The organism is Candidatus Accumulibacter necessarius (genome assembly GCF_036625085.1).
The window spans coordinates 37,406-62,489 of sequence record NZ_JAZKUM010000008.1 but is presented as its reverse complement, the minus strand read 5'-3'; the positions used below and the strand labels follow the sequence as shown (position 1 = coordinate 62,489).

The following is a 25,084-nucleotide window of genomic DNA, read 5'->3' as shown; positions in this document are numbered from 1 at the left end:
TTGGCGGAGCTATCAGGCGTAGATAGCAGTCGGGTTAATGCGTTGGCTCCAGTGTAGCAGCTGTTGCACGAAATATTCGAGCCCGCCGGCCTCGTCATGGTCGGCTGGCCAATTCAGCATCTCATTGGCCACGGTCTGATACGCCCTCGCCGCCGGCGAGTCGGGAAACAGGCCGGCAATTGGCTGACAAAGCCTGGACGCTTGTCGCAGACGCTCATCGACCGGTACGTATCCCGCATAGTCGAGACGCGCCAGTTGGCGACTGCCCGTCACCCGGGCCATGTTGTCGTGTATCGCCTGCGCCTCGCTGGCGAGACGCACCTGGCTGACCAGAATTCGGAAGTGCTTGCGCGCGTAACCCAGGCTGACTTTCTTGATCAACGCATAGGCCTCGGTAATTGCTGCCCCGTTCGGTGAGACGACAATCACGGTTTCATGTGCGGCTAGACCGAGTGGGGAGAAGCCAAGCGGATGATCCAGCGAGGTATCGACCAGAACGACGTCGGCCGGGGGCGTCATCTCGGCCAGGCATTCGAGCAGGATCCGTTGTTCGGCATCGTCGAGCCGCGCGAGCTGCTTGACCAACCTGGCTGCGGGCAGGACGCGGATTCCCGGTGCAACTGGCAGGAGCACGTCGGCGAGCACTTTTTCGCGATCGACCACCTGCTGCAGGTCATGTGCCGTAATGACCCCGTAGAAGGCGGCAATGCCATCGTCCGTATTTTCGTCCACCACCAAGACTTCCCTGCCCTGGCGCGCCAGCGAGGCTGCCAGATTGGCCACCGAAACGCTCTTGCCGACGCCGGTACTGCCTGCGACAAAGGTGACCACACTTAACCGCGGGCGCCCGAGGAGTCGACGCAGACCAGCTGCCTGGTCGCCGCGGAACTCAGCCACGCAGGCCTCCTGCAGAGAGCACGCTGGCAGCGGCGCTGGCGACCATCAATCCGGGCTCGACACCGGCCAGACGATGCGGCGAAGTCTCGGGCAAGTCCTTGAAAGCACGATGTAGCAGGTATGGTCGGTTCGGCAGATGCAGATCTTCCGGTACCCGCTGACCATTCGAAACATAGTACAGACGCAAACCATGCCGGATGATCACATCGAGCGAGGAGGCCAGACTCGCTGCTTCATCGACCTTGGTCAGCACACAACCCGCCAGATCCATTCCGCTGTACGCTCTGACCACGTCATCGAGCGTGTCGCCGCGGCTGGTAGCCGACAGGAGCAGCAGGGACTTGACGTCGCTGTCGCCAAACATGGCCACCTGTTCACTGACCATCCGATCCCTCTGGCTCATGCCCATGGTGTCGATCAGCACCATATGGGTGTGCTGCAGATCGCGCAGCGTCGCCCGCAGGTCTTTACCGTCCCGGGCAAGGTGCACCGATACGCCGAGGATGCGGCCATAGATTCGCAATTGTTCGTGGGCGCCTATCCGGTATCCGTCCGTGGTCACCAGAGCGAGCTTCCTCGCGCCGTGCCGGAGAACGCAACGCGCAGCCAGCTTGGCGGTGGTGGTCGTCTTGCCCACCCCGGTCGGCCCGACGAGCGCATAGATTCCGCCCTGGTCAACGATGTCGGTCTCGCCATTGATCGTCAACATGGCGCGCTCGGCAACGCCCTTGACCCAGGCAAGTGCTTGTCCTGCATCCAGATCGCGCGGCAGGTCAGCCAGCAAGTCGCGTGCGAACTGCGGCGAAAAGCCGGCGTCGAGCATGTGGCGAAGAGTCTCGGTCTTTGTCGGTTGCGCACGTGCTGCCTCGCCCCAGGCAAAGCCGGCCAGTTGCTGTTCAACAATCCTTCGCAATGTGCGAATCTCTTCCATCACTGCGGCGGGAACCACGTCCGCCGCCGGCGGTGGAGCGCTCCCGATCAGTGGTTGGGCCGCCGGCGCCGGCGCAGATCGTGCTGCCCGCGGCGGCAGTGAACGAGCTGTACGGTATCCAGCGGGCTGCGCCGGGGCCGGCTGCTGCGCCGGTGCAGCTACTCGTAGCGGCGTCGATTCGACCGACGGGCTGGCTGCCGATTCCTTGCGACGCGGCAGCGTGGATTCGTACTCCCGCGTCGGTACGATCATCTCCATGTCGCGCGCGGCAACCGCCATGATCTCGACGCCACCGGGAATTCCGCGATTGGAGAGAATGATCGCATCCGGTCCGAGCGTCTCCTTGACCTTGCGCAAGGCGTCTCGAGCTGTCGCAGCGATGAATTTCCTGACGTTCATGCTCTCTGTCCAATGATAGAGGTGACTTTGATGATTCTGTTTTCAGGTACTTCGGCGTGTGCCAGAACCTTCAGTTGGGAAATGCTTCGGCGCAAGAAGCGTGACAACAGTGTTCTCAGGTTCCCCGGAACCAGCAAGACCATCGGCAAGCCGACCGCCTCCTGCCGTTGCGCCGCGGCAACAGCCTCGCGCACCAGGGTGTCGGCAAGACCGGGCTCGATACCCATGCCATCACCGCCACCAGCAACCGCCTGCAAGAGGAGGCGCTCAAGCTGCGGATCCAGTGACATCACCTGCATTTCAGCGCCACCCGGATACAGCTCCTGAAGAATCGAACGGCCGAGAGCCATCCGTACCTGCGCTGTCAGCACCTCCGGATCCTGGGAACGCGGCGCGCCATCGGCGAGGGTCTCCATGACGGTACGCATGTCACGCAGATGCACGCCCTCTTCAAGCAGGTTACGCAGCACTTTCTGCACCACGCCGAGGGACAGGGCCTTGGGCACCAGATCTTCGACCAGCTTGGGCATATCCTTCGCCAGATGATCGAGTAAGGCTTGCGTCTCCTGCCGCCCCAGGAGTTCGGCTGCGTGCGCGAGAATCAGATGGTTGAGATGCGTCGCGGTGACCGTGCTTGCATCGACAACCGTGTAGCCGTAGGCCTGCGCCTGCTCCCTCAGCGCCGGGTCAATCCACACTGCCGGCAGGCCAAAGGCGGGATCCTTGGTCGCAGTACCTGCCACCTGGCCGGCTACTCGGCCTGGATTGATCGCCAGCAGATTTCCCGGAAAGGCTTCTCCTTCACCGATCTCGACACCTTTCAGGAGGATCTTGTAGGCGTTGGGTTTCAGCTCCAGGTTATCCCGGATGTGGACCGGCGACACCAGGAAACCCACTTCCTGGGCAAATTTCTTGCGTATACCGCGGATGCGGCGCAGCAGCTCGCCATCCTGCGACTTGTCGACCAGAGGGATCAGTCGATAGCCGACCTCCAGACCGAGAACGTCGAGTGGCGTGACGTCAGCCCAGCTCGCCTCCTGAGCCTCGCGGGCCGTGACCGGAGCGACGGCGACGGGTACCGGCCGAGTCGCCGTCCGCTGGCGCTTGTCCATCTGCCAGGCCATGGTGGCCAGACCACTCGCCAGCAGCAGGAAGACGAAATTCGGCATACCCGGAATGAGCCCGAGCAAACCGATGATCGCTGCCGTCAGGTAGAGCAGCTTCGGATTGTTGAACAGTTGCGAGATGAACTGCTGCGACACATCCTCGTCATCGCCGACGCGCGTCACCACCATGCCTGCGGCAATGGAAATGATTAGCGCCGGAATCTGCGCTACCAGGCCATCACCAATGGTCAGCAGGGTGTAGGTTCTGGCCGCCGCGCCGATCTCCAGGTTGTGCTGAAGAACGCCGACGAACAGTCCGCCAATCACGTTGATCAACATGATCAGGATTCCGGCAACCGCGTCGCCACGAACAAACTTCGACGCGCCATCCATGGAACCGAAAAAGTCAGCCTCCTGCGCGATTGTCGCACGGCGCTGGCGGGCCTCGTCCTCGCCAACCAGACCGGCGTTGAGATCGGCATCGATCGCCATCTGCTTGCCCGGCATGGCGTCAAGGGTGAAGCGTGCGGCCACCTCGGCAACCCTTCCGGCACCCTTGGTAATGACCACGAAATTGATGATTACCAGGATCGTGAACACCACCAGTCCAACAGCATAGTTGCCACCGACCAGGAAGTGTCCGAAAGCTTCAATCACCTGCCCGGCGGCGCCGGGCCCCGTATGCCCTTCAAGCAGCACGACCCGCGTCGAAGCGACGTTGAGCGATAGGCGCAGCAGCGTGGTAACCAGCAGCACGGTCGGAAAGACAGAGAAGTCCAGCGGTTTCATCACGCTCATGGCGACCAGCATGACGATCACCGAAATCGCGATGTTGAAGGTGAAAAAGAGATCCAGGGCAAAAGGCGGCAACGGCAAGACCATCATTGCCAGGATCAACAGGATCAGCACCGGCCCAGCCAGTTGCCGCTGGCCAAAGCGAACGAAAAGGTCCCGCAGCACCACGCTCGCGTCAGCCATTGGACCCCTCCGCGAGGAGGTCGTCCGGAACCTTGATCGCGCGCGGCGGCAGTGGATAGCTGCCACCGTTCTCGCGCCAGTGGCTCAACTGATAGAGATAGGCCAGCACCTCGGCAACCGCCGCGTAAAGCGTTGACGGTATTTCCTGATCGAGATCGACATGGCGATAAAGCGCGCGCGCCAAGGGGGCAGCTTCGACGATGGGTACACTGTGGGTGACGCCCAGTTGACGTATCTTGAGAGCGATCTCGCCCAAGCCCTTGGCCAGTACTCTTGGCGCCCCCATACCACTCTTGTAGGCCAGGGCAACGGCGTAATGGGTCGGGTTGGTCACAATGACGTCGGCGGCCGGAACGGCGGCCATCATCCGCTTGCGCGCAGCCTCTCGCTGCAACTGTCGGATGCGGCCCTTGATCTCCGGGTTGCCCTCCAGTTCCTTGCCTTCCTGCTTGAGTTCCTGGCGACTCATCTTCAGCTTGTCGTGGTATTGCCAGATCTGGAAGGGCACATCGACCGCAACGATTACCAGCATCGCCGAAACGATCGCAACGAAACTGAAATTGAGTAAATGCCCGGCACTCGACAGACCGACCGGAATCGATTGCGCAAACATCGCGAGCAGGTCACCGCGTTCGCTCCACAGGACCCACGCGGCAATGCCACCCAGCAAGGACGCCTTGGCCACCGCCTTGACGAGTTCCACCAGCCCGTTCCAGGACACGAGGCGGGACATTCCTTTCAGCGGATCCAGGCGGCTTGAATCAGGGCGCAGCGCCTTTGGGGAAAAGTTCCAGCTCCCGAGAAAGAAAGGTGACAGCAATGCGGCAGCGACCAGCGCCGCAAACAATGGCGCAAAAGTCAGCAAGGCGTCAATCGAGAGATCGGCCAGGCGAACCAGCATCAGCGACGGCTCCCGGGCCAGATCCTGGTCAACCACCAGAGCGCGACGGAAAATTTCCAATACCCGCTGCACCATCCAGGGACCCATCAGCCAGAACGCCAAGGCAGCAACGATCAGAATCAGGAACGCGCCGATCTCCCGCGAACGCGGCACCTGGCCCTCCTCGCGTGCCTGTTCCAGGCGCCTTGCTGACGCTGGTTCAGTTCGTTCGAGGTCGCTTTCCTCTGCCATTTCGAGCTTCCAGTTTACTCGTCTTAATTATAAGAAAATCGTCGTTAAAATAGGGAATTATGGGTCTTTATTTAGATTGGTTCTTGGATAGTTGCACAGGAGCAACAGTTGTCGTAGCGCAACAAAAAAACAGGGGGCCGCAGCCCCCTGAGTGGCGATGTTCTCTCGGTGTTCAGGCGAAGAACTCCAGAGCCCGGGCAGGCGCCGGCCGCAGGTCACGTTCGGGGTGTGCCGTCAGATCAGCGAGCAGTTCCTTCATGTCCAGAATCAGCACGATCTGCCCGTTCGACAGCGTCGTCACCCCGGCCACCCCGCGCGGACGAAAATCGTCAAGCGCTTTGATCACCGCATCATCGCGGCCAGCGAAGTTGTCGACCGCAAGAATGAAGCTGCGCTCCGCCGTCTGCATCAGGACGCCGTACTCGGCTGGCTGCACCTGCGGCCAGCCGAGTAGCCGCGAAAGAGCGATCACCGGCAGGATCTCGCCGCGCACGACCAAGGTTTCCTTGCCGCCCACCTCCTGCATCCTCTCCTGATTGATCGGCAGGATCTCCCGAACCATGGAGAGTGGCAGGGCAAACGGCTGATCGCCCAGCAGGACGAGGAGGACGGGAAGAATCGCCAACGTCAGCGGCAGCGAAATGACGAATACTGAGCCCTTGCCAGCCTCGGAACGGATCTCGATCGAACCATTGAGCTTCTGGATGTTGGTTTTCACGACATCCATCCCGACACCCCGGCCCGAAACCGCCGAGGCTTGTGCCATCGTCGAGAAGCCGGGCAGGAAGATCAGATTAAGACTCTGCCGGTCATCCAGGGTATTCGCTTCCTCTTCACTGATGATGCGCTTTTCGACCGCCTTCGCCCGAATGCGCTCTGGACTCATCCCACGCCCGTCGTCGGCGATCATCAACACGATGTGATCGCCCTCCTGGCGCGCTTCCAGGCGGACAACGCTCTTCAGCGGCTTGCCCGCCGCTCGGCGTTCTTCGGCCGACTCGACGCCGTGGTCGACGGCGTTACGAATCAGATGAATGAGCGGATCGGCCAAATCCTCGATCATCGTCTTATCGACTTCGGTTTCTTCACCCACCAGCGCCAACTCGACGTCCTTGCCCAATTGCCTGGCCAGATCGCGCGCAATGCGCGGGTATTTCTGGAACAGCCGGCCAATCGGCTGCATGCGCGTCTTCATCACCGAATTCTGCAGGTCGGAAACCAGCAGGTCGAGTTGGCTGACGGCCTGATCAAGTGCCTGGAGTGTCTCTGCGTCGGTTCTGCCGGCAAGGATGTCGGCCCGCAGGCTGGTCAGGCGGTTCTTCGTCAGCCCGATCTCGCCGGAAAGGTTGAGCACTTGATCCAGCCTCGCCGTATCAACCCGGATTGTCGTCTCGCGCGCGGCAGCTCTTTCCTCGACACGGCGACCGGTCGGTGCCCCGCTGACTGCAGCACCTGGCTTGTCGGTGACGCGGCGTCCCTCCGGCGGAAAATGCGGCTGCAGACTGGCCAGATCCACCGCGCTGCCCGAACCAGCGTTGGCGACTGGCTCGACGGGCGCCGATACTGCCAGGGGTCCGACACTCTGGCCGGTCACGGCCGCGTGTAACGCCTGCCAGTCCGGGCCCTTGCTGTGCGCAGCGGTGGCTGGCAAAGGATCTGGCCCCACTAGCGTCTCGCCGTCAACCCCGCCAGTGGCTGTCAAGGCCGCCAGTTCAATCTTGCCGCCACCGGCGAGAGCCGCGCGCAGATTGGTGATCACTTCTGGCGAGGCCGGGTTGGGCTGCCTCCCCTGCGCGATCTCACCAAACATGTTGCGGACACCGTGGGTCGCGGCCATGATGGTATCCATCAAGCCCGGCGTCAGCGTCATCCCGGCGTTCCGCAGCTTGTCGAAGAGGCTCTCGGTGAGATGGCAAAGCGTCACCAGCTCGCCTGCATTGAGAAAGCCCGCGCCACCCTTGATGGTGTGAAAGCCGCGAAAGATGTCATTCAGCAGACGACGATCATCCGGACTCCGCTCGAGATCAACGAGTTTGTTGTCGACATCCGACAGGAGATCACCGGCTTCCTGCAGAAAATCCTGCAGCAGGTCTTCCATCCCGGCAAAATCGCTCATCTTGGGTCTCCTAGAATCCCAGGCTATCGAGCAGGTCGTCGACCTGCTGCTGTGTGGCAACCACGTCACTGCGGCCTTCAGGGTTGATCACCGGCCCGTTGAGTAGACTCATCACCGAATCGGTCCGCCGCTCGCCGGGCATCGTTTCAATCAGCACCCCCATCAGCTGCGCCTCCAGTTCCTGTGCCACATGAATGATCTTCTTGATTACCTGACCCGTCAGATCCTGGAAGTCCTGAGCCATCATGATCTCGAGCAGCTGCGCCTTGGTGGCTTCGGTCTTCCCGGGCAGACCCTGCTTGAGAAATGTACGCGTCTCCTCGGCCAGACCCTTGAACTCCTCAACGCCGATCTGATTCGCAAACAGCGCATCCCACTTCGCCGCCAGCGCAGCCGAACCCGACTCAAGCTCCTCCTGCAATGGATTGGCGATGTCCGTCGCATTCAATACCCGGCAGGCCGCCTGCTCGGTGAGGCTGGCGACATAGCTGAGCCGGTCTCGGGTATCCGGGATGGCGGCAACGGTGCTCTCGATGAGTTTGTGGTAGCCCAGCTGACCGAGCGTGTCATGCAACTGTCTGGCCATCTGGCCGACGCGCTGGAATACCCGGTCCTGACCCTGCCACTGCTCGCCACCTGGCGGAGACTCGGCGCTGCCTGCCGCCGTGCGCTGCGCGTCGACCACCGAATCGAACAGGCTCTGCAACTCGTCGCTGTCGTCGACCCCGTCGCCCTCGTGCAACTGTTGCAGCAGCGACGGCCGGGAAGATGCGGTCGGCGCCGGCATGGCAGTGGCGGTCATTCCCGAGGCAATGCTGTCGAACAGCGCTTCGAGCTCCCGGGAGTCACCAGACCTATCGGCATCACTCATGTCACCCACCCATCTTGTCGAAGATTTTCTGCAGCTTCTCGGCCAGCGTCGCAGCGGTGAAAGGCTTGACGATGTAGCCACTGGCCCCGGCCTGGGCGGCAGCGATGATGTTCTCCTTCTTTGCCTCGGCCGTAATCATCATCACCGGCAGGTGCTTGAGCGCTGGCGTCTTGCGAATTGCCTGCAGCAGCTGCAGGCCATCCATGTTCGGCATGTTCCAATCGGTGACGACGAACTCGAAGCTCCCATTCTGCAGCTTCTGCAAGGCGATCGCCCCGTCCTCAGCCTCCTCTACATTGGCGAAACCCAATTCCTTGAGGAGATTCCTGACAATGCGTCGCATTGTCGAAAAATCGTCCACCACCAGAATTCGCATCTTCGGATCAGCCATTCTCTACTCCTGTTTGTTCTTTCAGCGCTCAAGCAAGGGGCGCAGGGTATCGGCAAGCACCTCCGCGTCGAACTTGGCGACATATGCATCCACCCCCACCGCTTTGCCCATGGCATGATTGGCCTGCGACGACAGCGAGGAGTGCATGACCACCGGAATGCCCGTGAAACGAAGATCGCTCTTGATGTTTTTCGTCAGTACGTAGCCGTCCATCTCCGGCATTTCGGCATCCACCAGAATCAGGCGGATCTCGTCGCGAACGCCTTTCCCGGTCTGCCCTGCATGGGTAGCGATTGCCTGTAGTCGGCTCCAGGCCTCGGCGCCATTGGTGGCATGCTTGTGCTTGACGCCGAGCCGGTCTAGTACCTCACCGATTTTCCGCCGGGCGACGATGGAATCATCGACAAAAAACAGACTCACGTCGTCATCGACGTTGGCTCGCGGGATATCGACGATGACCGCCTCGCCGAAGGCATTGGCAAGAATCTGCTCGACGTCGAGAATCGACACCAGCTTGCCGTCATCCAGCTCGGTCACCGCCGTGATCAGGCCCTGGTTGGCAGACAACAGGCTTTCGGGTGCTTTCACCTTCTCCCAATCCACCCGGATGATTCGATCCACTTCATGTACCAGAAAGCCCAGGGTACGCTTGGAGTACTCGGCGACCATCATGGTCTTGCCATACTCGCGCGGTGGATCCCGGTGCTCCAGAAAGGAAATCAGCGACAGCACCGGGATGACGTTACCGCGCAGGGAAATCAGCCCTTCGACGCCGCGCGGCATGTTCGGTGTCTTGGTGATGTGCGGTGTCCTGCCGACTTCTCGCACCTTGAAAACATTGATCCCGAAAGTCTCACGCGTCCCCAGGGAGAAGAGCAGAATCTCCATCTTGTTGGAACCGGCCAGCCGGGTTCGCGCGTCAACGCCCTCGAGCAGGTTTTTCCTTTCTGCCAGATCCATAGTATTGCTCCAGAGAGATCGCGAATCAGGTCAACAGCGCGGTCGGAACCGCGTCCCGTCGCAGCCTTCGCGTCAGCGTCTCGGACAGGCGCTGCGGTTCGAACTTGGGCACATACTCATCGACGCCGACGGATTTGCCGAGCTGCTGGTTTGACATCCCGGACAACGACGAATGCATGATGACCGGGACGTTGACAAAGCGCGGGTCGGACTTGATCTTCTTGGTCAGAATGTAGCCATCCATCTCGGGCATTTCAATATCGGTCAGCACCAGGCTGATCAGGTCGTCCACTTCCTGCCCCGATGCCTGCGCATAAGCAGCCATTTTTTCCAGTTCCAGCCAGGCTTCAAGGCCGTTGATCGCGGCCACGTACTTCACCCCCATTGCCTCCAGGGTCCTCTGGATCTGCTTGCGCGCAACGGCTGAGTCATCGGCAAAGAATACCGTCAATTCAGGATTTTCGAGCGGCTTGATATTGCGGTACACGATTTCGTCGTCGTAGTTCGTCGTTTCCGAAAGAATTTTCTCCACATCCATCATCATCACCAGACGACCATCGGGCAATTCGGTGACCGCTGTCACCAGACCACCCATATCCGCGAGCAGCATGGCTGGCGGCACCCGCATCTGACTCCAGTCGAGACGCAGAATGGTGTCCACACCTTCTACGAGGAAACCCTGCGTATGGCCAGCGTATTCGGTCACGATCATGATCGAACGTGGTGTGTCGGTGTCGACACCCGCATAACGGGCCAGGTCAACGACGGGCACCAGAGCGCCCCGCAAGCTGACCATTCCCTCGACCGAAGGAGGCATTTCCGGTGCTGCCGTAATCGGTGGCGTGCGCATTACCTCGCGAACCTTGAAGACATTGATGCCGAAGGTCTCGCGCCTGCCGGTGCGCGCATCGGTACCGAGCGAGAACAGGAGAATCTCCAGCTTGTTGGTCCCCGCCAGTTTGGTTCGGGCATCAATACTTCTCAGTAGATCCGACATTCCTCTTTTCCTCGTACAAAGGCCGTTGAAAGGCTTGGACGGCTGGCCGCCCTCATCTTAATCGAAACTGCGGCGCCACGTCATGATCGTCCACCGGCACACGAACAAACCCTGACGCGGTCAGGCCGCGGTCCGGTAACCAATGCGGAAGCCACCCCAATGTCGGCCCTTGACGTAGATTGGCGCCGAGATGTCGTGCATGAGCTCACCCGTATCCCGGCGATAGGTCTGTAACAGAAAGGAGTGTTCATGATCCCCGCAGCGCTTGCCAACCGGGTCATCGAAGAGTCGTTTGGTGCGGTTGTTCAAGAAGTCGAGCTTTTCATCTCCCGTCAGTGGCTGCGAGAATATCCGGTTGTGCGTCGGCACATAGCCATTGCGGTCGATGCCGATGGCGTAGACGAGCCATGGGTGCTGGGCGAGCAAACCTTCCTGTAGCGGCGCCATGGATTGATCGGTGAAGTCGTCGAAGCGCGTCTTGAACTTTTGTGGCTTGGTGTTCGGAATCGGCTGATAGCGATCGTCGAACAGATCCCCGACGGAGATCCTGCCCGCGTCCACGGCCCGGTCAAGAATCTCACCAGCGGTCAGCGCCGCCTGCCTGACGATAGCCGGCATTCTGCCGTGAGTGCTGACCGCCTGCTCGCCGGCCGGTCCAAGTCTGAAGACACTGCCGACTTCCTTGAGGTTCTCGGCCAGGCATTCAACGTGATCCACTGCGAGCAGGGTGTCTGCGGTGACCGCGTTGTTTGTTTCGGCCATTTCCCGGATTTTGTGCACGTGCTCTGCGATGCTTTGCCCGGTGCGACTCTGCTGGGCGACGGCCGCTGCGATGGCGTCAACTTTCTCCATCGTTTCACGCGCGCCACGGTTGATGCGCTCCAGCGATTGAGCTGCCTGTCGGGCAAGCTCGGCACCCTTGCGGGCCTGCCCGCTGCCCGCCTCGATGCTGACGATCGCACTCTGGGTCTCGCCCTGGATTGCCGCGATCATCTGGCTGATTTCGCCAGTCGCATGCGAAGTGCGTTCAGCCAGCTTGCGCACCTCGTCAGCAACGACGGCAAACCCACGTCCCTGGTCACCAGCCCGCGCCGCTTCGATCGCCGCGTTAAGGGCCAGCAAATTGGTCTGATCGGCAATCTCGCGAATCGTCTGCACAATGCCGCTGATCGCCTTCGAACGTTCGCCCAGCGCGCACACCACCTTCGCTGACTGGGTAACCGAGGCAGCAATCTGCTCCATCTCGGCCGAAGCACTGCGCACGATGGCCATTCCCTCGGTCGACAGACTATTGGACGTCCCGGAAATGCTCGCCGTCTCCGTGGCATTCTGGCTCACCTCGTTCAGGTTCTCGGTCAAAGCGCCCATTTCGCCGACCGTCGCCAAGGCCGCGTCACGTTGCTGATTCGACCCCGAGGCCACACGATTGGCGTCGCCGATCAACTGTCGCGAGGCATTCCCAACCTCGATAGAGTTGAAAAGCAGCTTGCCGACAATGGTCGCGAAGCTCTCCATCAACCGATTGAAAGCACCAGCCACCGCCGCTATTTCGTCCTTCCCTTCAACCGGTGCTCGCCGGGTCAGATCGCCATCGGCGTACGTCCTGGTGATCACGTCTCGCAGCACCTCCAGGCGGCCGACCAGGTGCCTCTCCACCAGCCCGGCAATCACCGCCGCGACCAGCACCAGAACGCCCAAAGCGCCCAACCAACCGTAGATGCCCGCACCGAATACGGCATTCCCCAGGTACCCGGCCAGTGCTGCGGCAGCAACCTGCAGCAGCATCGCGACACGAATTCTCCACGCCACTCCGCTCATCCCGTCCCCCTCATCATTGTCGTCTTCTCTTTACCAGTTGTTTAACGGCACAAACTGCCTCGGCTTTAGGCGACCCCCCCTGCTTACTCGGCCAGCGGCTCGTAGATCGCCACCGGCGTCGTGCGACCGCGTACCGTCACTTCGTCCAGTTGCCGGCAACGCCAGTCGCCGAGTGCCTGGCGCGTCGCCTCGCCGACAATCACGCCAGCGCCGTATTGTGCCGACAGCCCCTCAAAGCGGGACGCCAGGTTAACCGCATCGCCGAGCACGGTGTACGCGCGCCGGTGACGCGAGCCCATATCGCCGACGATCATCGTGCCGGTGTTGATGCCGATGCCAATTCGCAGCGACGGCCAGCCACGGGCGGCAAAGCGCTGATTGACGCCGCCCAGGGCGGCCTGCATCGCAAGGCTGGCGGCGACCGCATGCCGGGCATGCTGCGGATCGGCCAGCGGCGCGCCCCAGAAAGCCACAAGAGCATCACCGATGTACTTGTCGAGCGTACCCCGATGGGCGCGGATGACATCAGTCATGGCCGAAAAATACTCGTTGATCAGCTGCGCTAATTCGTCGGGCGGCATCTGCTCGGCAAAAGTCGTAAACCCGCGCACATCGGCAAAAAGCACCGTCAACTCCGCACTGCGGCCTTCCATACTGTAACGCGTCGGGTCGCGGCTCATCTCCTCGACCAGTTCAGGCGGGACGTATTGGCCGAACAACTCCGCCAGGCGGCGCCTGGCACGAAACTCGAGATAGGAGCCGAAGAACAGATGCAGGGCCAGCATTGCCACCACCAGGACAAGGCCGGTTGCCAGCGGCAGTACCAGGCGGGCGACCGCCCAGGCAACCAGGTTGATGCCCGTCAGCAGCATCAGTGTCAACAGCGCCAAAGCGACCGCCCCGTGCGGCGAAACTCGGGGAAAGCCAAGCAGCAGGCCGATGCCGACGATCAACACCAGGCCGGCCTCGAGCACCGGGGCCTCAGCCGGCGAATGCGGCATGCTGCCGTCGAGCAGACCGGCGAGCAGGTTGGCATGCACCTCGACCCCCGGGAAGGCCTCGCCAACCGGCGTCACGCGCAGGTCGAGCAGACCCGGCGCGGTCGTGCCCAGCAGGACAACACGGCCGCGCAGACTGTCAGCGGGCAAGCGCCCAGCCAGCACGTCAGCCGCCGAATGGTAACGAAAGCGCCCCTCGGCGCCACGAAAGGGCAGCAGCACGGCCCCCTGCTGATCGACGGCAATACGCCGCGCGCCGCGCGCCGTGAGCAGTTCGAGCGCCTCGAGTGGTCCCGTGCCGGATTGCCAGGGAACGCTGTCGGCGAATCGCAGGTGCAATCCCGGCTGGCCCAGCAGTACCTGCGCCATGACCAGCGACAGCGCTGCATAGACTTGTCCATCGTGGACCGCCAGCAGAAAGGCATGCCGTGTCACCCCGTCAGGATCAAGCGGCGCACTGAGAAATCCGGCAGCGGTGGCGGCTTGCTGAAGAATCGCCAGGTTGCCGCCGTAACCGGCCCATTGGGTAAGGTTTGCAGCCTGCGCAGCCAGAGCAGGTTCAATCACCACCGGCGGCGGCAGTTGTCCACTACGGGCAGCGCCGGTTCCACTCGACAGATGGAAACCGAGAATCACCGGATAGCGGTGCATGACCATCGCCAGACGGCCGTCGTAATCAAGCGCCGGGCGCAATGCCTGCAACGCTGACTGGTAGGCGGCATTCTGCCGCAGCGGTCCGCGTGCCAGCACATCCAGCACAGGTAGCCCGGAACTCTCGTCGGCCTCAGCCAGAATTAGGTCGAGGCCGAGCAGCAGCGCGTCGTATTGGCCAAAAATCCTGTCGACCAGTTCGGCCAGCCGCAACCGACTCCACGGCCAGCGGCCCAGTTCCGCCAGCGAGCGCTCGTCAATATCGATGATGACAATGCGCTCGTCGACCGCTCCGCGCGCCAGCAACCGCACACGGAAGTCGTAAAGCAGCGCGTCCAGTCGACGCAGCGGCACGATTTCGAGGTAATTCAGGCTGTGCGCAAGCAGCACACCAAGCAACGCAACGCCCAACCACTGCCGGAGATTGCCTGGCGCAAGCCAGCGCCCGCAGCTTGCAGCAAACTCAACGAAGCTTGATTTCGACACGGCGGTTAAGTGCTTCTGCGACCTCATCATCGGTGATCGCGGCCGGCTCGTGTTCGCCCCGCCCAACTACGCTTATCGCCTCCCGGGCCACGCCAGCACCGACCAATAACTCACGCACCGCCGCCGCCCGGCGCAGCGACAACCGCAGGTTGTCGGCGGCGCGGCCCATTCGGTCAGTATGCCCAATCACGATCGCTTCGCCCGCCGGAAAGTTGGCCAGAGTGGCGACAATGTTTGCCAGCATGGCCTGCGAGTCAGGCCGCAGCGCGTCTTTCCCAGGGTTGAAATGAACCACGAAAATTCGTGGCCGCAACGGTTGCATGGCGAGCAGCTGGCCATAGGCATCGCGCACCATGCCCGGGCTGGTCTTCTGCCGGGTCAACCGGCTGTCGGTGACATCGACCCCGGTGTAGGGCTCGGAGAGCACCACCTCGCCGGCCGCGGCAGTGACCGACAGCGCCCCGGTACGGCCATCCGGCCCGGGCAGCAAGATGACACGGTCGGAGATCTGCGCGCAGGCCGAAAGGCTCAGCGCCAGCACGCACAGCGAACCGCCCGCTGCTCTCACTCGTCTTCTCCGCGCGCTTCGACGATGAACTCGGTGCCGCGAATGCCCAGCACCACGGTTGGTGTCCGAAAGCGCACGTTCTGTGGGGCCTGCTTGCCGATCAGGCCGGTCACCACACTCAGCGTGCCTTTGACCAGTGTTGTCAGCAAATTCCCCTCATTAGTCACGGGATTGAACTGGAAGTCGTTGATCAGCAGGGTACTACGGGGCCCGGCGGTGAGCAGGGTATCGTCAAACAGAGTGATGCCTACCGAGCCATCGGCCCCGGTACGAATCCGGTCCCCGACATACACCGTTGAGCCCACCGGTAGCGACTGGACATGCCCGGCGCGATCGATCGTCACGCTGCCTTCAGCGCGCTTGACCTTACCGGCCGGTGCCCCGGTCTCAGCGGCAATGCCGACTGCAGTGGCCAGACAAAGCCCCAGCGCCAGTACAAGATTCTTCATGATCAACGCCACCACCCCTGGCTTGCAGGACGCACGGCTCCCCCCCGGTTGACCGCCGGCAGCCGATCGTCCCCTTGGAGGTCTTCAGGAACTGCCACGCGCGCTACGACACTGCCCCTGCCTTTACACCCGCCTTTGATCAGCCAGCGCGATAGAGCAAGGTCGGATGCACTTCCTGCAATACCTTCTGCATCGCGCGGCGGTCGGTCAGATTTCCCAACTGCGCGTCGCTGCCCAAGAGTGGCAATGTAACCTGAGTGACAGCGCAGCGGCAATTCTATTTGCCGCCAACCTCTGGCCACCGATGAACCACCCGGCTTGAGTTTTGCCGCCCGATTCTGCATAGTTCGCGCTCCTTTTCAGCCAGCCGACACCGATGCCGCCACCGCCCGCACCAGAAGCCTCGCGCGCCATTGCCGAGAAAATCGCCGAGGAGATCGGCTGCCGCCCGCAGCAGGTGCTCGCTACCGCCAGCCTGCTCGACGAAGGGGCAACCGTACCGTTCGTCGCCCGCTACCGCAAGGAGGTGACCGGCGGCCTTGACGACATCCAGTTGCGCCTGCTCGACGAGCGTCTGACCTACCTGCGCGAAATGGAAGACCGGCGCAGCAGCATCCTCGCCTCGATCGAGGAACAAGGCAAGCTGACGCCCGAACTGGCCGCCGGCATCCACGCCGCCGACACCAAGCAGCGCCTCGAAGACCTTTACCTGCCCTACAAGCCGAAACGGCGCAGCAAGGCACAAATCGCTCGCGAAGCCGGCCTGGCCCCGCTCGCCCAAGCCCTGCTGGCCGACCCCAGGCTGTCGCCGGAAGTGGAAGCCGGGCGCTATCGCAATTCCGAAGCCGGCTTTACCGACCTCAAGAGCGTGCTCGACGGCGCCCGCCAGATCCTGATGGAGCAGTTCTCCGAAGACGCCGAGCTGCTGGCCGAGCTGCGTGCCTACCTGGAGGCGCACGGCTGCGTGCAATCGACGGTCATCGCCGGCAAGGAAAGCGCAGCCGGCAAGTTCCAGGACTACTTTGCCTATTCGGAAGCCATCCTGGCGATTCCCTCGCATCGTGCCCTGGCGCTCTTCCGCGGCCGCAACGAGGGCCTGCTGCAACTCGCGCTGGTTCTCGACAGCGAACGGGACGAAAAGGCGAGCACCCCCAACCCCTGCGAGGCACGCATCGCGCGACGTTTCGGCATCGTCGACCAGGGCCGGCTAGGCGACCGATGGCTCGCCGAGACAGTACGCTGGAGCTGGCGAATCAAGGTATCGTTGCACCTTGAGCTGGAACTGATGAGCGCGCTGCGAGAGCGTGCGGAGGCCGAGGCGATCCGCGTTTTCGGCGCCAACCTGCACGACCTGCTGCTCGCCGCACCCGCCGGCAAGCATGCCACCATGGGCCTCGATCCCGGCTTGCGCACCGGCGTCAAGGTCGCCGTCGTCGATGCCACCGGCAAGCTGCTCGACACCGCCACGATCTACCCGCACGAACCGCGCCGGGATTGGGACGGCTCGCTGCATACCCTGGCCCTGTTGGCGCGCCGGCACCAGGTCGACCTGATCAGCATCGGCAACGGCACGGCATCGCGCGAAACCGATCGCCTGGCCGCTGATCTGATGCGCCAGCAGCCCGACCTGCGGCTAAGCAAAGTCGTCGTTTCCGAAGCCGGCGCTTCGGTCTATTCGGCCTCAGAATACGCCTCGCGCGAATTCCCGGAACTCGACGTCAGCCTGCGTGGCGCCGTGTCGATCGCCCGTCGGCTGCAGGATCCGCTTGCCGAGCTGGTGAAAATCGATCCGAAGTCGATTGGCGTCGGCCAGTACCAGCATGACGTCAGCCAGACCCGGCTCGCCAGGGCGCTCAACGCAGTCGTCGAAGACTGCGTGAACGCCGTCGGCGTGGATGTGAACACCGCCTCAATCCCTCTGCTGACCAGGGTCTCGGGACTGAGCCCGACGCTGGCGACGAACATTGTCGCGCACCGTGACCGCTATGGCGCCTTCCGCAACCGGCAGGCACTCCGGGAAGTACCGCGCCTCGGTGAAAAGACTTTCGAACTCGCGGCCGGCTTCCTGCGCATCAACGAAAGCGACAATCCGCTCGACCGCTCGGCCGTGCACCCCGAAGCCTACCCGCTCGTCGAACGTATTCTTGCCGATTTCGGGAAGGGTATTCGCGAGCTGATCGGCGATTCGCGAATCCTCAAGGCGCTGACGCCGGAGAAGTACATCGACGACAGGTTCGGCTTGCCGACTGTACGCGACATCCTGAGGGAACTCGAAAAGCCGGGCCGCGATCCCCGCCCGGAGTTCAGGACCGCAGCCTTCCGTGAAGGCGTCGAGTCGGTCAAGGACCTGCAGCCGGGAATGATCCTCGAAGGCGTGGTCACCAACGTCGCCAATTTCGGCGCCTTTGTTGACATCGGCGTGCACCAGGACGGGCTGGTACACATCTCGGCGATCGCCGACCGCTTTGTCAAGGACCCGCGCACGGTCGTCAAGGCTGGCGACGTGGTCAGGGTCAAGGTAATCGAGGTTGACCTGCCGCGCCAGCGCATTGCGCTCAGCATGCGACTCGCCGATGAGTTGCCGAGCGCCCCAAAGATGGCTGCCGCACCGACCTCGGCCCGCACCCGGCAAAGCCAGCAGAGCCAGCCGGAGTCGACCGGTGCCATGGCCAGCGCCTTTGCCCGCCTCAAACGCTGAGCGAAGCAGCGCTCTCCCGCAGTGGCTGCGAGGGCGACCACTACGCAGACAACGGGGACCTTTCACCCACCACTTCCGACCGACATCCACGGAGCAGGCCACGGAGACACCATGACCAAGGCACACACCACCAGCCAGAGCCGCAAGACTTCTGCCCACAGCACTGCCGAGCCTCGCCTCTTCCGGCAGCGCAAGCCCGCCAACCTGCCGGTCGACGACTGGCAAAGGGCGCCGCGCCGACAATTCGGCCGCGAGTAGTCATTCAGCTTCGAGAACCTGAGCGATGATCCGGTCTTCTCCGAGTTCTCCTTCTTCAACCCCGACAGCCGTCGCCGCTTCCGGGTGGCCATTCGCGGCGCACAAGCCGGCGACAACCACTGCTCGTGTCCCGACTTCGCGACCAACGATCTCGGCACCTGCAAGCACATCGAATTCACACTGGCGCAGATCAGCACCCGACCAGGCGGCAAGAAGACCCTCGAGCGGGGCTTCCAGGGATCGTTCAGCGAGCTGTTCCTCGATTACACCGGACAGCGACGCGTTCGCCTGCGTCCGGGAAGCGATTTCCCCGCCGAGCTGCAGTCGAGCATGCGCCAGCTCTTCGACGGGACCAGCAGCTGGCAACTGTCGTTGCGCTGAGGAAGCGCTATCCTTCGTCGCCGAGGTCCGCGACGGCGAGATACGCCGGCAGACGCTCACGACCGCCTACCCGCTGGGTGCCGACAGTGCTGAACTCAAGGCACTGCTCAAGGTCGAGCTCTATCCCTACCAGCGTGAGGGCGCGTTGTTCGTGGCGCGCGCACTGAAGCGGATCGACAGCCCTTACGCCATCGTGCTCACCGGGACGCCGCTCGAAAACCGTCTCGAGGAGCTGATCTCGATCGTGCAGTACGTCGACCAGCACCGGTTGGGGCCAACCTGGCGCCTGCTCGACGCACACCAGCAGCGGGACGAACGCGGCCGCGTCGTCGGCTACCGCGAGCTGCACCGGATTGGCCAGACGCTGGCGCCGATCATGTTGCGCCGACGCAAATCAGAGGTGCTCGAACAACTCCCAGAACGCGTCGACAACACCCTGTTCATGCCGATGAGCCCGCTGCAGGCCGAACATCGCGAGGAAAACCTCCAGACCGTCGCGCGCATCGTACAACCCTGGCGGCATACCGGCTTCCTCTCGGAAAAGGACCAGCTCCGTCTGCGCTGCTCCCTGCAGAACATGCGAATGGCGTGCAACAGCAGCTTTCTCATCGACCACGAAACAGACAACGGCTACAAGGCCGACGAGCTGCTGACCCTGCTCGACGACCTCTTCGACGACCCGCAGGCCAAGGTCGTCGTCTTCAGCCAGTGGCTGCGCACGCACGAGCTGATCATCCGCCGGCTCAAACGCCTGGCTGGGAACATGTCCTGTTCCACGGCGGCGTCCCCGGCGACAAGCGCGGCGCGCTCGTTGACCGCTTCAACAACGACCCCGCCTGCCGGGTATTTCTGAGCACCGATGCCGGCGGCGTCGGGCTCAACCTGCAACATGCGGCGGCGGTGATCGTCAACATGGACCTGCCCTGGAACCCGGCGGTACTCGAACAGCGCATCGGTCGCGTGCACCGACTGGACCAGACACGCGGCGTGCAGGTGATCAATTTTGTCGCCCGGGGAACCATCGAGGAGGGCATGCTTTCCATACTGGCGTTCAAGCAATCCCTGTTCGCCGACATCCTCGACGGCGGTGAAAGCGAAGTGGTCCTGCAGGGCACGCGGCTATCAAAATTCATGGAAACCGTCGACCAGGTCTCCGGCGCAGCGGAAAGCACCGCCCCGATGGACGAGTCGAGCGAGGACACCTTGCCGCTCGATGCCGCGCCCGAAGCCGGTAGCGAGACAGAAGCCGAATACCGGCAGTCGACGCCCGCGGGCGAAGCGGATCAGCCGCCCGTTGCCGACGCGAGAACCGGGGCTGAGCCACCAACGTCGGCCCCTGCGGCCGTCTCAGGGGGCGCCGATCCCTGGGCGCCGCTGCTCGCTGCCGGCGTGCAGTTGCTCGGCGAATTGACCGCGGCGTCAAGCGGCGAACGCGAGTCGCCCTGGGTGCAGACCGACTCGACCACCGGCTAGCGCTATTTCAAGCTTCCCGTCCCCGACCCGCAGACCGTCCAGCGCCTCGCCGAAAGCCTGCTGAGTCTGCTCGGCGGGAGAAAGTAGTCAACTCGCTATGACAGCCGATGGCCTGCCCAAAACCCACGACATCCGTAGGAGCCCGATTCATCGGGCGATTGATAGAGCTGAGTCACGATCAGCGCGAGCTGGCACCTGACGCGCTGATCGGGCTCATACTCCGGCGCTGGCCGGACCCTCTGATCCATGAAATCTCGGACCGAGGCTCCGAGATTTCATGTTGAATTCCAGGAATGCTTCCACGTCCCCCCATCTTGATCGCCTTGTCGAGCGCTTGTTGCGTTTCCGGGGGAGGGGGCTCTTCGCGGCCACGCCAGGTTGGAAAGACGACCCTGGCGCGACTTGTCGGCCCCGCCTTCGTGCTGCGTCCACTGACCGGGTTGGTAATCCTGGACGAAATCCAGACCCGGACCGATCTTTTTCCCTTGCTGCGGGTGCTGGCCGACCGCTCCAATCCCCCTGCGTGCTTCCGGATTCGCGGCAGGGCCGCCAACAGCCCGCGGTCTCATGAGCGGATCAAGGCGCCGCTGATCCCGAACAATCGGGTTTGGCGTCAGCAGCGATCGGAATCGTCGCTTACAATACCGAGAGGTACCCGCTGCCGGTGCTTCAGTCCAGCGACCCTGGCGGCCGGTGTTGGCCAGCGGCCAAAACCCGCATGTTCCGGGCGGCGCACAAACGCCGCAACTTGAATCTCACAGAGGTCTCGCAAACCATGACTGCCACCGCGACACTCACCATGGTCGATGAAGTACGGGTCGTCGTTCCTGACTCGCTGGATCTGATCACTCCCTACGTTCTGCTGGAACAACAGGACTGGTTTGAAGATGAGATCAAGTTCCTGCGGCACCTGCTGCAGCCAGGGCAAAAAGTCATCGACATCGGTGCCAACTATGGGGTTTACGCTCTGTCGATGGCGCAGGCCGTCGGACCCACAGGAAGCGTCTGGGCTTTCGAACCGGCGTCCGGCACGGCAAGATTGCTCGCGGAAGGAATTGCCGTCAATGGCTTTGCCCATGTTTTCCTGGAACAGAGCGCCCTGTCCAGTAGCTGTGGTACAGCGCAGTTATCCCTGAACGAGAATTCCGAATTGAACGCGCTGGTTCATGGTCAGCCATCAACGAGCGCTGTTGAGACGGTGCCAGTCCTCACCCTCGACGACTGGATGAGAGGTCAGCACGGCCCGAATATCGACTTCATGAAGATCGATGCGGAAGGGGAGGAGGCCAACATTCTGCAAGGGGGACAACGCTTTTTTGCCGACCTGTCACCGTTGGTCCAGTATGAGATCAAGGCCGGCGCAGACCTGCATATGGACCTCGTCCACGACTTCGCCGCCCTGGGCTATGACTCCTACCGGCTGGTCCCGGGACTGAACCTGCTGGTTCGCTTCGATGCCGAATCACCTCCGGATGGCTACCTGCTCAACCTGTTCTGCTGCAAGCCGGACCGTGCCGAACGGCTTGCAGCGCAGGGTTTCTTGGTGGCTCCTGCTGCCCAAGCCGGCAAACCACCTGCGGAACGGTTGCCGAACAGCGTGGAACGGCGCAGTGACTCCCCTGAATACGACTGGCGTCACACCATCGGCAAGCTACCGTACGGGACTGAACTCGCCAGTCTCTGGGAACAGACAATGGCTGCTGGCGGCAGCGCTGCGGTGGATCAAGCGCTGTCCTTCTATGCGATCAGTCAGGATTCGTCGGTGTCCCCTGCTGATCGCTGGGCTTCCCTGGAAGCCAGCTTCAGCCTGCTCAAGAGCCTGTGTGAGAGCCAGTCGTCGTATCTGCGCCTGGCCAGCCTCGCACGCGTGGCGCGGGACTTCGGCGCACGGTCGCTGGCCGTGTCCGCGCTCCAGCACCTTGCCAACGCCATCTTCGAGCATGGTCAGATCGATCCGAGGGAACCTTTTCTGGTACCCGGAGAACGATTCGAATCCCTCCCTCCCGGTGATGGCATCGGCAACTGGGTTCTCGCCGCTGTCCTTGAGGAAACAGAACGGCTTGGCTCGTTTTCATCGTTCTACACGGGGGTATCCGCCCAGCAGCGCCTGGAAATGATCCGCGCCCTGGGCTTTGGCAGCAGCGAAATGGAACGTCGCCTGCGCCTGTTGCAGAACCGTTTTGGACTGCCGGCGTCATAGCCGCCAGGCACCGCCAACGCCACGGCGTGGCGTCGACCTATGACCGAACCGGCGTGGGCGCATCTGCTGGCCCAGGATTCTCGACCGCTGGTTCTCGCCTGACCTGACCCGCGTCGAGCCAGTGGAGCGGGAGCGGACGCTTCCCAGACCGTGCCGTCAGGAATCCGGTTGCTCGATACCGTCAGTCAATTGATCGAGGTACGTGGTGGCGAAGCTGCTTCCGGTTTTCTTGTCGAGCGTCAACAGTACCAGATGGGCAAGATCGTACGACTGCAGCAAATCATGGGCAAGCACGGCATACTTCTTGAGCTTGGTTGCATCGAGGGCATCCAGACTCATCCAGTCGCGTACGTAGAGAGCGTCCGACCATAGCGCCTGACGAACCCCCTGGTTGATGTTGCCATTGACAACAATCGGCTTGAACGAGCGGCTGCCAAAGCCGTTGAACGCGTGAAACTGAAACCCTGCCCCCCTGAGGAAAGAATCCACATCGGCGAACATCGGCTGTCCCTTGTACAACTCGACGAACTCAACCTCGGTTTGTATCAGGAGCGTGCCCAAAAGCGCGCGCAATCCGTTCTGGAAGACAGCCAGCTCACTTCCCTGGACGTCAATCTTGACAAAGTCGACATCGGAGATCTCATCGATGTCGTCAAGTCGGGTCGTGCTGACCGGATGTTTGCCCACCGGTGTCACCAGCTCGGCGAGATTCTGGAACTTCTCGAGAAGTGGCGAGTTGGGTTCGTAAAGCGAGCCCGTCAGCACCCAGTTGGTTTCATGGAAAATCGCTGATCGTCCATCGCCAACGAAGTACGGGAAGAAGCGATGCGGCTCGCCGTAACATTGGTTCAATCGTTCGCATTCTTCGCGGTTCGGTTCGAAGCCGATGATTCTCGCCCGGCCGGCATCGACCAGCGACTGATACGGTGGTCGTTCATTCAGCGCTGCCCCGATGTCAAGTATGTTGATCTTGAAATTTTCGGGGAAATAGTCCAATAGACTCCACATGTGACTTCTGCCTCCCTGTTCAACGATCGATTCCTGATAAGCACCCCGGCCCGGAACTCGGTTACCATCATAGCGCGAGGCGCGGCCGGTTGGCGCCAGAGTGACACCTTCGCTGGACAGAAAGCCATGACCAGCTGGCGCTCTTGCTTACCCGCCAAGCACACGGGGGCTCGCCTCCCCTTGCCGACAGATACTCCACAAAAGCCGGCTGCGCTCAGCCAGATCTTTCTCGGCGATCAGTCCAGCCGCAGCCGCCGGCCATATTTGAATTCGGTCAGCATGTTGGCATCCGTGATCACGGCCAGCGCGCGACCACTTTCAATCTCGACGTCGTGCACGCTGGCAAATGGTTTCGCCAACATGTCGTTCAACAGCGACCGGTCGGTGCTTCTCCGCAGGTCAAACGCCTCCGCGCCCAGGCGAAGTGCCGCCAGACGGTCCACCGCCTGCGGCGGAATGGCCCGGAAGTCCTGTTCGGCAGCGTAGACAAAGTTGGACCAGCGGTAGGCATGAGGAAAAACCGCCGCAGCCGTCGCCAGCGCGTCCGCTGAGCCGGTGGCATTGAAGGCAAGGATGCCACCCGGCGCCAGTCGCGATCTGGCGATCTCCATGAACTCCCTCGACAGCAGATTGGTTGAGTTTGCTCGCCAGTGGAATGTGGTGTTCATCACAATCAGGTCAAACCGATCTGCCGGATGTCGCCGTAACCATCGGCGCCCGTCGTCGATATGCACCTGGACGCGCCGGTCGTCGAGCAGCGGCGACAAGTGCGGATAAGCCGAGATCAGGGGCAGGTAGCCCGGATTGATCTCGACGACATCCATTTGCGACAGGGACGGCAGCGTCGAAAGAATACGCGCCCAGGCGCCAGTGCTCAACCCGATGACCAGCACTTTGCGCGGTGCCGGATGCAGCGCAGCCAACAGATAGACACGGTCGACCCGATTGCTGTTCAGCCGCAGATCGATGTTCGTTCTCCCATCATACACATTGCCCCCATAGACCACATCGCCCCGTTCCTCGCCATCATCGACCACATGGATGATGCCATGCCGATTCTCGATGATCGTCTTGATGCGACCCGGCGCATGACGGCTGGCCGCCACGACCAGAGTCCGATCGTCGGGATCGGCGGTCACGATCACGCCGACGACAACCACTGGCGCAATCCACACGCAGCGCGGACAGCCTCGCAGCAGCGACACCAAGCCAATCACCAGCGTCGCGGTACCGACCAGGGTGAAGCCGCTGCTCACTGAAACGTAGTCCAGCAAGACATAGCCGGTGAGCAAGGCGCCGAGTGTCGAGCCGACGATAT

General features: G+C 62.1%; 22 protein-coding genes. 7 read left to right on the top strand and 15 right to left on the bottom strand.

Annotated features, from left to right (window positions below; all coding sequences use genetic code 11):
- Positions 1 to 12 precede the first annotated feature (12 nt).
- From V5B44_RS19980 to V5B44_RS19920, 13 genes are all read right to left on the bottom strand, one after another.
- Positions 13 to 897 carry a MinD/ParA family ATP-binding protein gene (locus tag V5B44_RS19980; RefSeq protein WP_332360838.1) on the bottom strand — a complete coding sequence of 295 codons (885 nt, stop codon included), beginning with the start codon at positions 895 to 897 and terminating at the stop codon, positions 13 to 15.
- Positions 890 to 2,227: a flagellar biosynthesis protein FlhF gene (flhF, locus tag V5B44_RS19975; RefSeq protein WP_332360837.1), complete on the bottom strand. Its 1,338-nt coding sequence runs from the start codon at positions 2,225 to 2,227 to the stop codon at positions 890 to 892. Before flhF ends, V5B44_RS19980 begins: the two co-directional genes overlap by 8 nt.
- A complete protein-coding gene (flhA, locus tag V5B44_RS19970; RefSeq protein WP_332360836.1) occupies positions 2,224 to 4,311 on the bottom strand; it encodes a flagellar biosynthesis protein FlhA in 2,088 nt (695 codons plus the stop codon). Before flhA ends, flhF begins: the two co-directional genes overlap by 4 nt.
- A complete protein-coding gene (gene flhB / locus V5B44_RS19965; protein WP_332360835.1) occupies positions 4,304 to 5,443 on the bottom strand; it encodes a flagellar biosynthesis protein FlhB in 1,140 nt (379 codons plus the stop codon). Before flhB ends, flhA begins: the two co-directional genes overlap by 8 nt.
- Positions 5,444 to 5,615: 172 nt before the next feature.
- Positions 5,616 to 7,559 (bottom strand): chemotaxis protein CheA, encoded by a 1,944-nt coding sequence (locus tag V5B44_RS19960; protein WP_332360834.1) that lies wholly within the window; start codon positions 7,557 to 7,559, stop codon positions 5,616 to 5,618.
- Positions 7,560 to 7,569: 10 nt separating this feature from the next.
- Entirely contained in the window at positions 7,570 to 8,430 is an 861-nt protein-coding gene (gene cheZ, locus V5B44_RS19955) for a protein phosphatase CheZ (RefSeq protein ID WP_332360833.1), read from the bottom strand.
- A gap of 1 nt (position 8,431) precedes the next feature.
- Positions 8,432 to 8,821: a chemotaxis response regulator CheY gene (cheY, locus tag V5B44_RS19950; RefSeq protein WP_332360832.1), complete on the bottom strand. Its 390-nt coding sequence runs from the start codon at positions 8,819 to 8,821 to the stop codon at positions 8,432 to 8,434.
- A 21-nt stretch (positions 8,822 to 8,842) separates the two neighbouring features.
- Positions 8,843 to 9,781, bottom strand: a complete 939-nt coding sequence (locus V5B44_RS19945; RefSeq protein WP_332360831.1) for a chemotaxis protein — start codon at positions 9,779 to 9,781, stop codon at positions 8,843 to 8,845.
- Positions 9,782 to 9,806: 25 nt separating this feature from the next.
- Positions 9,807 to 10,778, bottom strand: a complete 972-nt coding sequence (locus V5B44_RS19940) for a chemotaxis protein (protein ID WP_332360830.1) — start codon at positions 10,776 to 10,778, stop codon at positions 9,807 to 9,809.
- Positions 10,779 to 10,898: 120 nt separating this feature from the next.
- The gene (locus tag V5B44_RS19935) at positions 10,899 to 12,596 is read right to left on the bottom strand and encodes a methyl-accepting chemotaxis protein (protein ID WP_332360829.1); all 1,698 of its coding nucleotides are present in this window, start codon (positions 12,594 to 12,596) and stop codon (positions 10,899 to 10,901) included.
- A gap of 83 nt (positions 12,597 to 12,679) precedes the next feature.
- Entirely contained in the window at positions 12,680 to 14,731 is a 2,052-nt protein-coding gene (locus V5B44_RS19930) for a CHASE2 domain-containing protein (protein WP_332360828.1), read from the bottom strand.
- Entirely contained in the window at positions 14,709 to 15,299 is a 591-nt protein-coding gene (locus tag V5B44_RS19925) for an OmpA family protein (protein ID WP_332360827.1), read from the bottom strand. The genes V5B44_RS19930 and V5B44_RS19925 overlap by 23 nt, the downstream gene beginning before the upstream one ends.
- A complete protein-coding gene (locus V5B44_RS19920) occupies positions 15,296 to 15,748 on the bottom strand; it encodes a FecR family protein (protein WP_332360826.1) in 453 nt (150 codons plus the stop codon). The genes V5B44_RS19925 and V5B44_RS19920 overlap by 4 nt, the downstream gene beginning before the upstream one ends.
- Before the next feature lie 166 nt (positions 15,749 to 15,914).
- Between V5B44_RS19920 and V5B44_RS19915 the strand changes: the two genes are divergently transcribed.
- The 7 genes from V5B44_RS19915 to V5B44_RS19885 all read left to right on the top strand — a co-directional run bounded on the left by V5B44_RS19915 (position 15,915) and on the right by V5B44_RS19885 (position 22,758).
- Entirely contained in the window at positions 15,915 to 16,070 is a 156-nt protein-coding gene (locus tag V5B44_RS19915; RefSeq protein ID WP_332360825.1) for a hypothetical protein, read from the top strand.
- Positions 16,071 to 16,124: 54 nt separating this feature from the next.
- Complete coding sequence (locus V5B44_RS19910; RefSeq protein WP_332360824.1) at positions 16,125 to 18,446, top strand: Tex family protein; 2,322 nt, start codon at positions 16,125 to 16,127, stop codon at positions 18,444 to 18,446.
- Between the two features lie 111 nt (positions 18,447 to 18,557).
- Complete coding sequence (locus tag V5B44_RS19905; RefSeq protein WP_332360823.1) at positions 18,558 to 18,704, top strand: hypothetical protein; 147 nt, start codon at positions 18,558 to 18,560, stop codon at positions 18,702 to 18,704.
- A gap of 84 nt (positions 18,705 to 18,788) precedes the next feature.
- Positions 18,789 to 19,085 (top strand): hypothetical protein, encoded by a 297-nt coding sequence (locus V5B44_RS19900; protein WP_332360822.1) that lies wholly within the window; start codon positions 18,789 to 18,791, stop codon positions 19,083 to 19,085.
- A 151-nt stretch (positions 19,086 to 19,236) separates the two neighbouring features.
- Entirely contained in the window at positions 19,237 to 19,938 is a 702-nt protein-coding gene (locus V5B44_RS19895) for an SNF2-related protein (protein ID WP_332360821.1), read from the top strand.
- Positions 19,854 to 20,558 (top strand): helicase-related protein, encoded by a 705-nt coding sequence (locus V5B44_RS19890; RefSeq protein WP_332361003.1) that lies wholly within the window; start codon positions 19,854 to 19,856, stop codon positions 20,556 to 20,558. The genes V5B44_RS19895 and V5B44_RS19890 overlap by 85 nt, the downstream gene beginning before the upstream one ends.
- 775 nt (positions 20,559 to 21,333) lie before the next feature.
- The gene (locus V5B44_RS19885) at positions 21,334 to 22,758 is read left to right on the top strand and encodes an FkbM family methyltransferase (protein WP_332360820.1); all 1,425 of its coding nucleotides are present in this window, start codon (positions 21,334 to 21,336) and stop codon (positions 22,756 to 22,758) included.
- A 156-nt stretch (positions 22,759 to 22,914) separates the two neighbouring features.
- Here V5B44_RS19885 and V5B44_RS19880 read toward each other — a convergent pair whose 3' ends face one another.
- Complete coding sequence (locus V5B44_RS19880; RefSeq protein WP_332360819.1) at positions 22,915 to 23,766, bottom strand: FkbM family methyltransferase; 852 nt, start codon at positions 23,764 to 23,766, stop codon at positions 22,915 to 22,917.
- Positions 23,767 to 24,002: 236 nt separating this feature from the next.
- On the bottom strand, positions 24,003 to 25,058 hold the full coding sequence (locus V5B44_RS19875) for a spermidine synthase (RefSeq protein WP_332360818.1): 1,056 nt from the start codon (positions 25,056 to 25,058) through the stop codon (positions 24,003 to 24,005).
- Positions 25,059 to 25,084: the final 26 nt, after the last annotated feature.

Bases quoted from the DNA above. Each gene is read 5' to 3' on its own strand.
- flhF (WP_332360837.1), bottom strand. From the start codon at position 2,227: ATGAACGTCAGGAAATTCATCGCTGCGACAGCTCGAGACGCCTTGCGC.
- flhA (WP_332360836.1), bottom strand. From the start codon at position 4,311: ATGGCTGACGCGAGCGTGGTGCTGCGGGACCTTTTCGTTCGCTTTGGC.
- flhB (WP_332360835.1), bottom strand. From the start codon at position 5,443: ATGGCAGAGGAAAGCGACCTCGAACGAACTGAACCAGCGTCAGCAAGG.
- V5B44_RS19960 (WP_332360834.1), bottom strand. From the start codon at position 7,559: ATGAGCGATTTTGCCGGGATGGAAGACCTGCTGCAGGATTTTCTGCAG.
- cheZ (WP_332360833.1), bottom strand. From the start codon at position 8,430: ATGAGTGATGCCGATAGGTCTGGTGACTCCCGGGAGCTCGAAGCGCTG.
- cheY (WP_332360832.1), bottom strand. From the start codon at position 8,821: ATGGCTGATCCGAAGATGCGAATTCTGGTGGTGGACGATTTTTCGACA.
- V5B44_RS19945 (WP_332360831.1), bottom strand. From the start codon at position 9,781: ATGGATCTGGCAGAAAGGAAAAACCTGCTCGAGGGCGTTGACGCGCGA.
- V5B44_RS19940 (WP_332360830.1), bottom strand. From the start codon at position 10,778: ATGTCGGATCTACTGAGAAGTATTGATGCCCGAACCAAACTGGCGGGG.
- V5B44_RS19935 (WP_332360829.1), bottom strand. From the start codon at position 12,596: ATGAGCGGAGTGGCGTGGAGAATTCGTGTCGCGATGCTGCTGCAGGTT.
- V5B44_RS19920 (WP_332360826.1), bottom strand. From the start codon at position 15,748: ATGAAGAATCTTGTACTGGCGCTGGGGCTTTGTCTGGCCACTGCAGTC.
- V5B44_RS19915 (WP_332360825.1), top strand. From the start codon at position 15,915: ATGCACTTCCTGCAATACCTTCTGCATCGCGCGGCGGTCGGTCAGATT.
- V5B44_RS19910 (WP_332360824.1), top strand. From the start codon at position 16,125: ATGCCGCCACCGCCCGCACCAGAAGCCTCGCGCGCCATTGCCGAGAAA.
- V5B44_RS19905 (WP_332360823.1), top strand. From the start codon at position 18,558: ATGACCAAGGCACACACCACCAGCCAGAGCCGCAAGACTTCTGCCCAC.
- V5B44_RS19885 (WP_332360820.1), top strand. From the start codon at position 21,334: ATGACTGCCACCGCGACACTCACCATGGTCGATGAAGTACGGGTCGTC.
- V5B44_RS19880 (WP_332360819.1), bottom strand. From the start codon at position 23,766: ATGTGGAGTCTATTGGACTATTTCCCCGAAAATTTCAAGATCAACATA.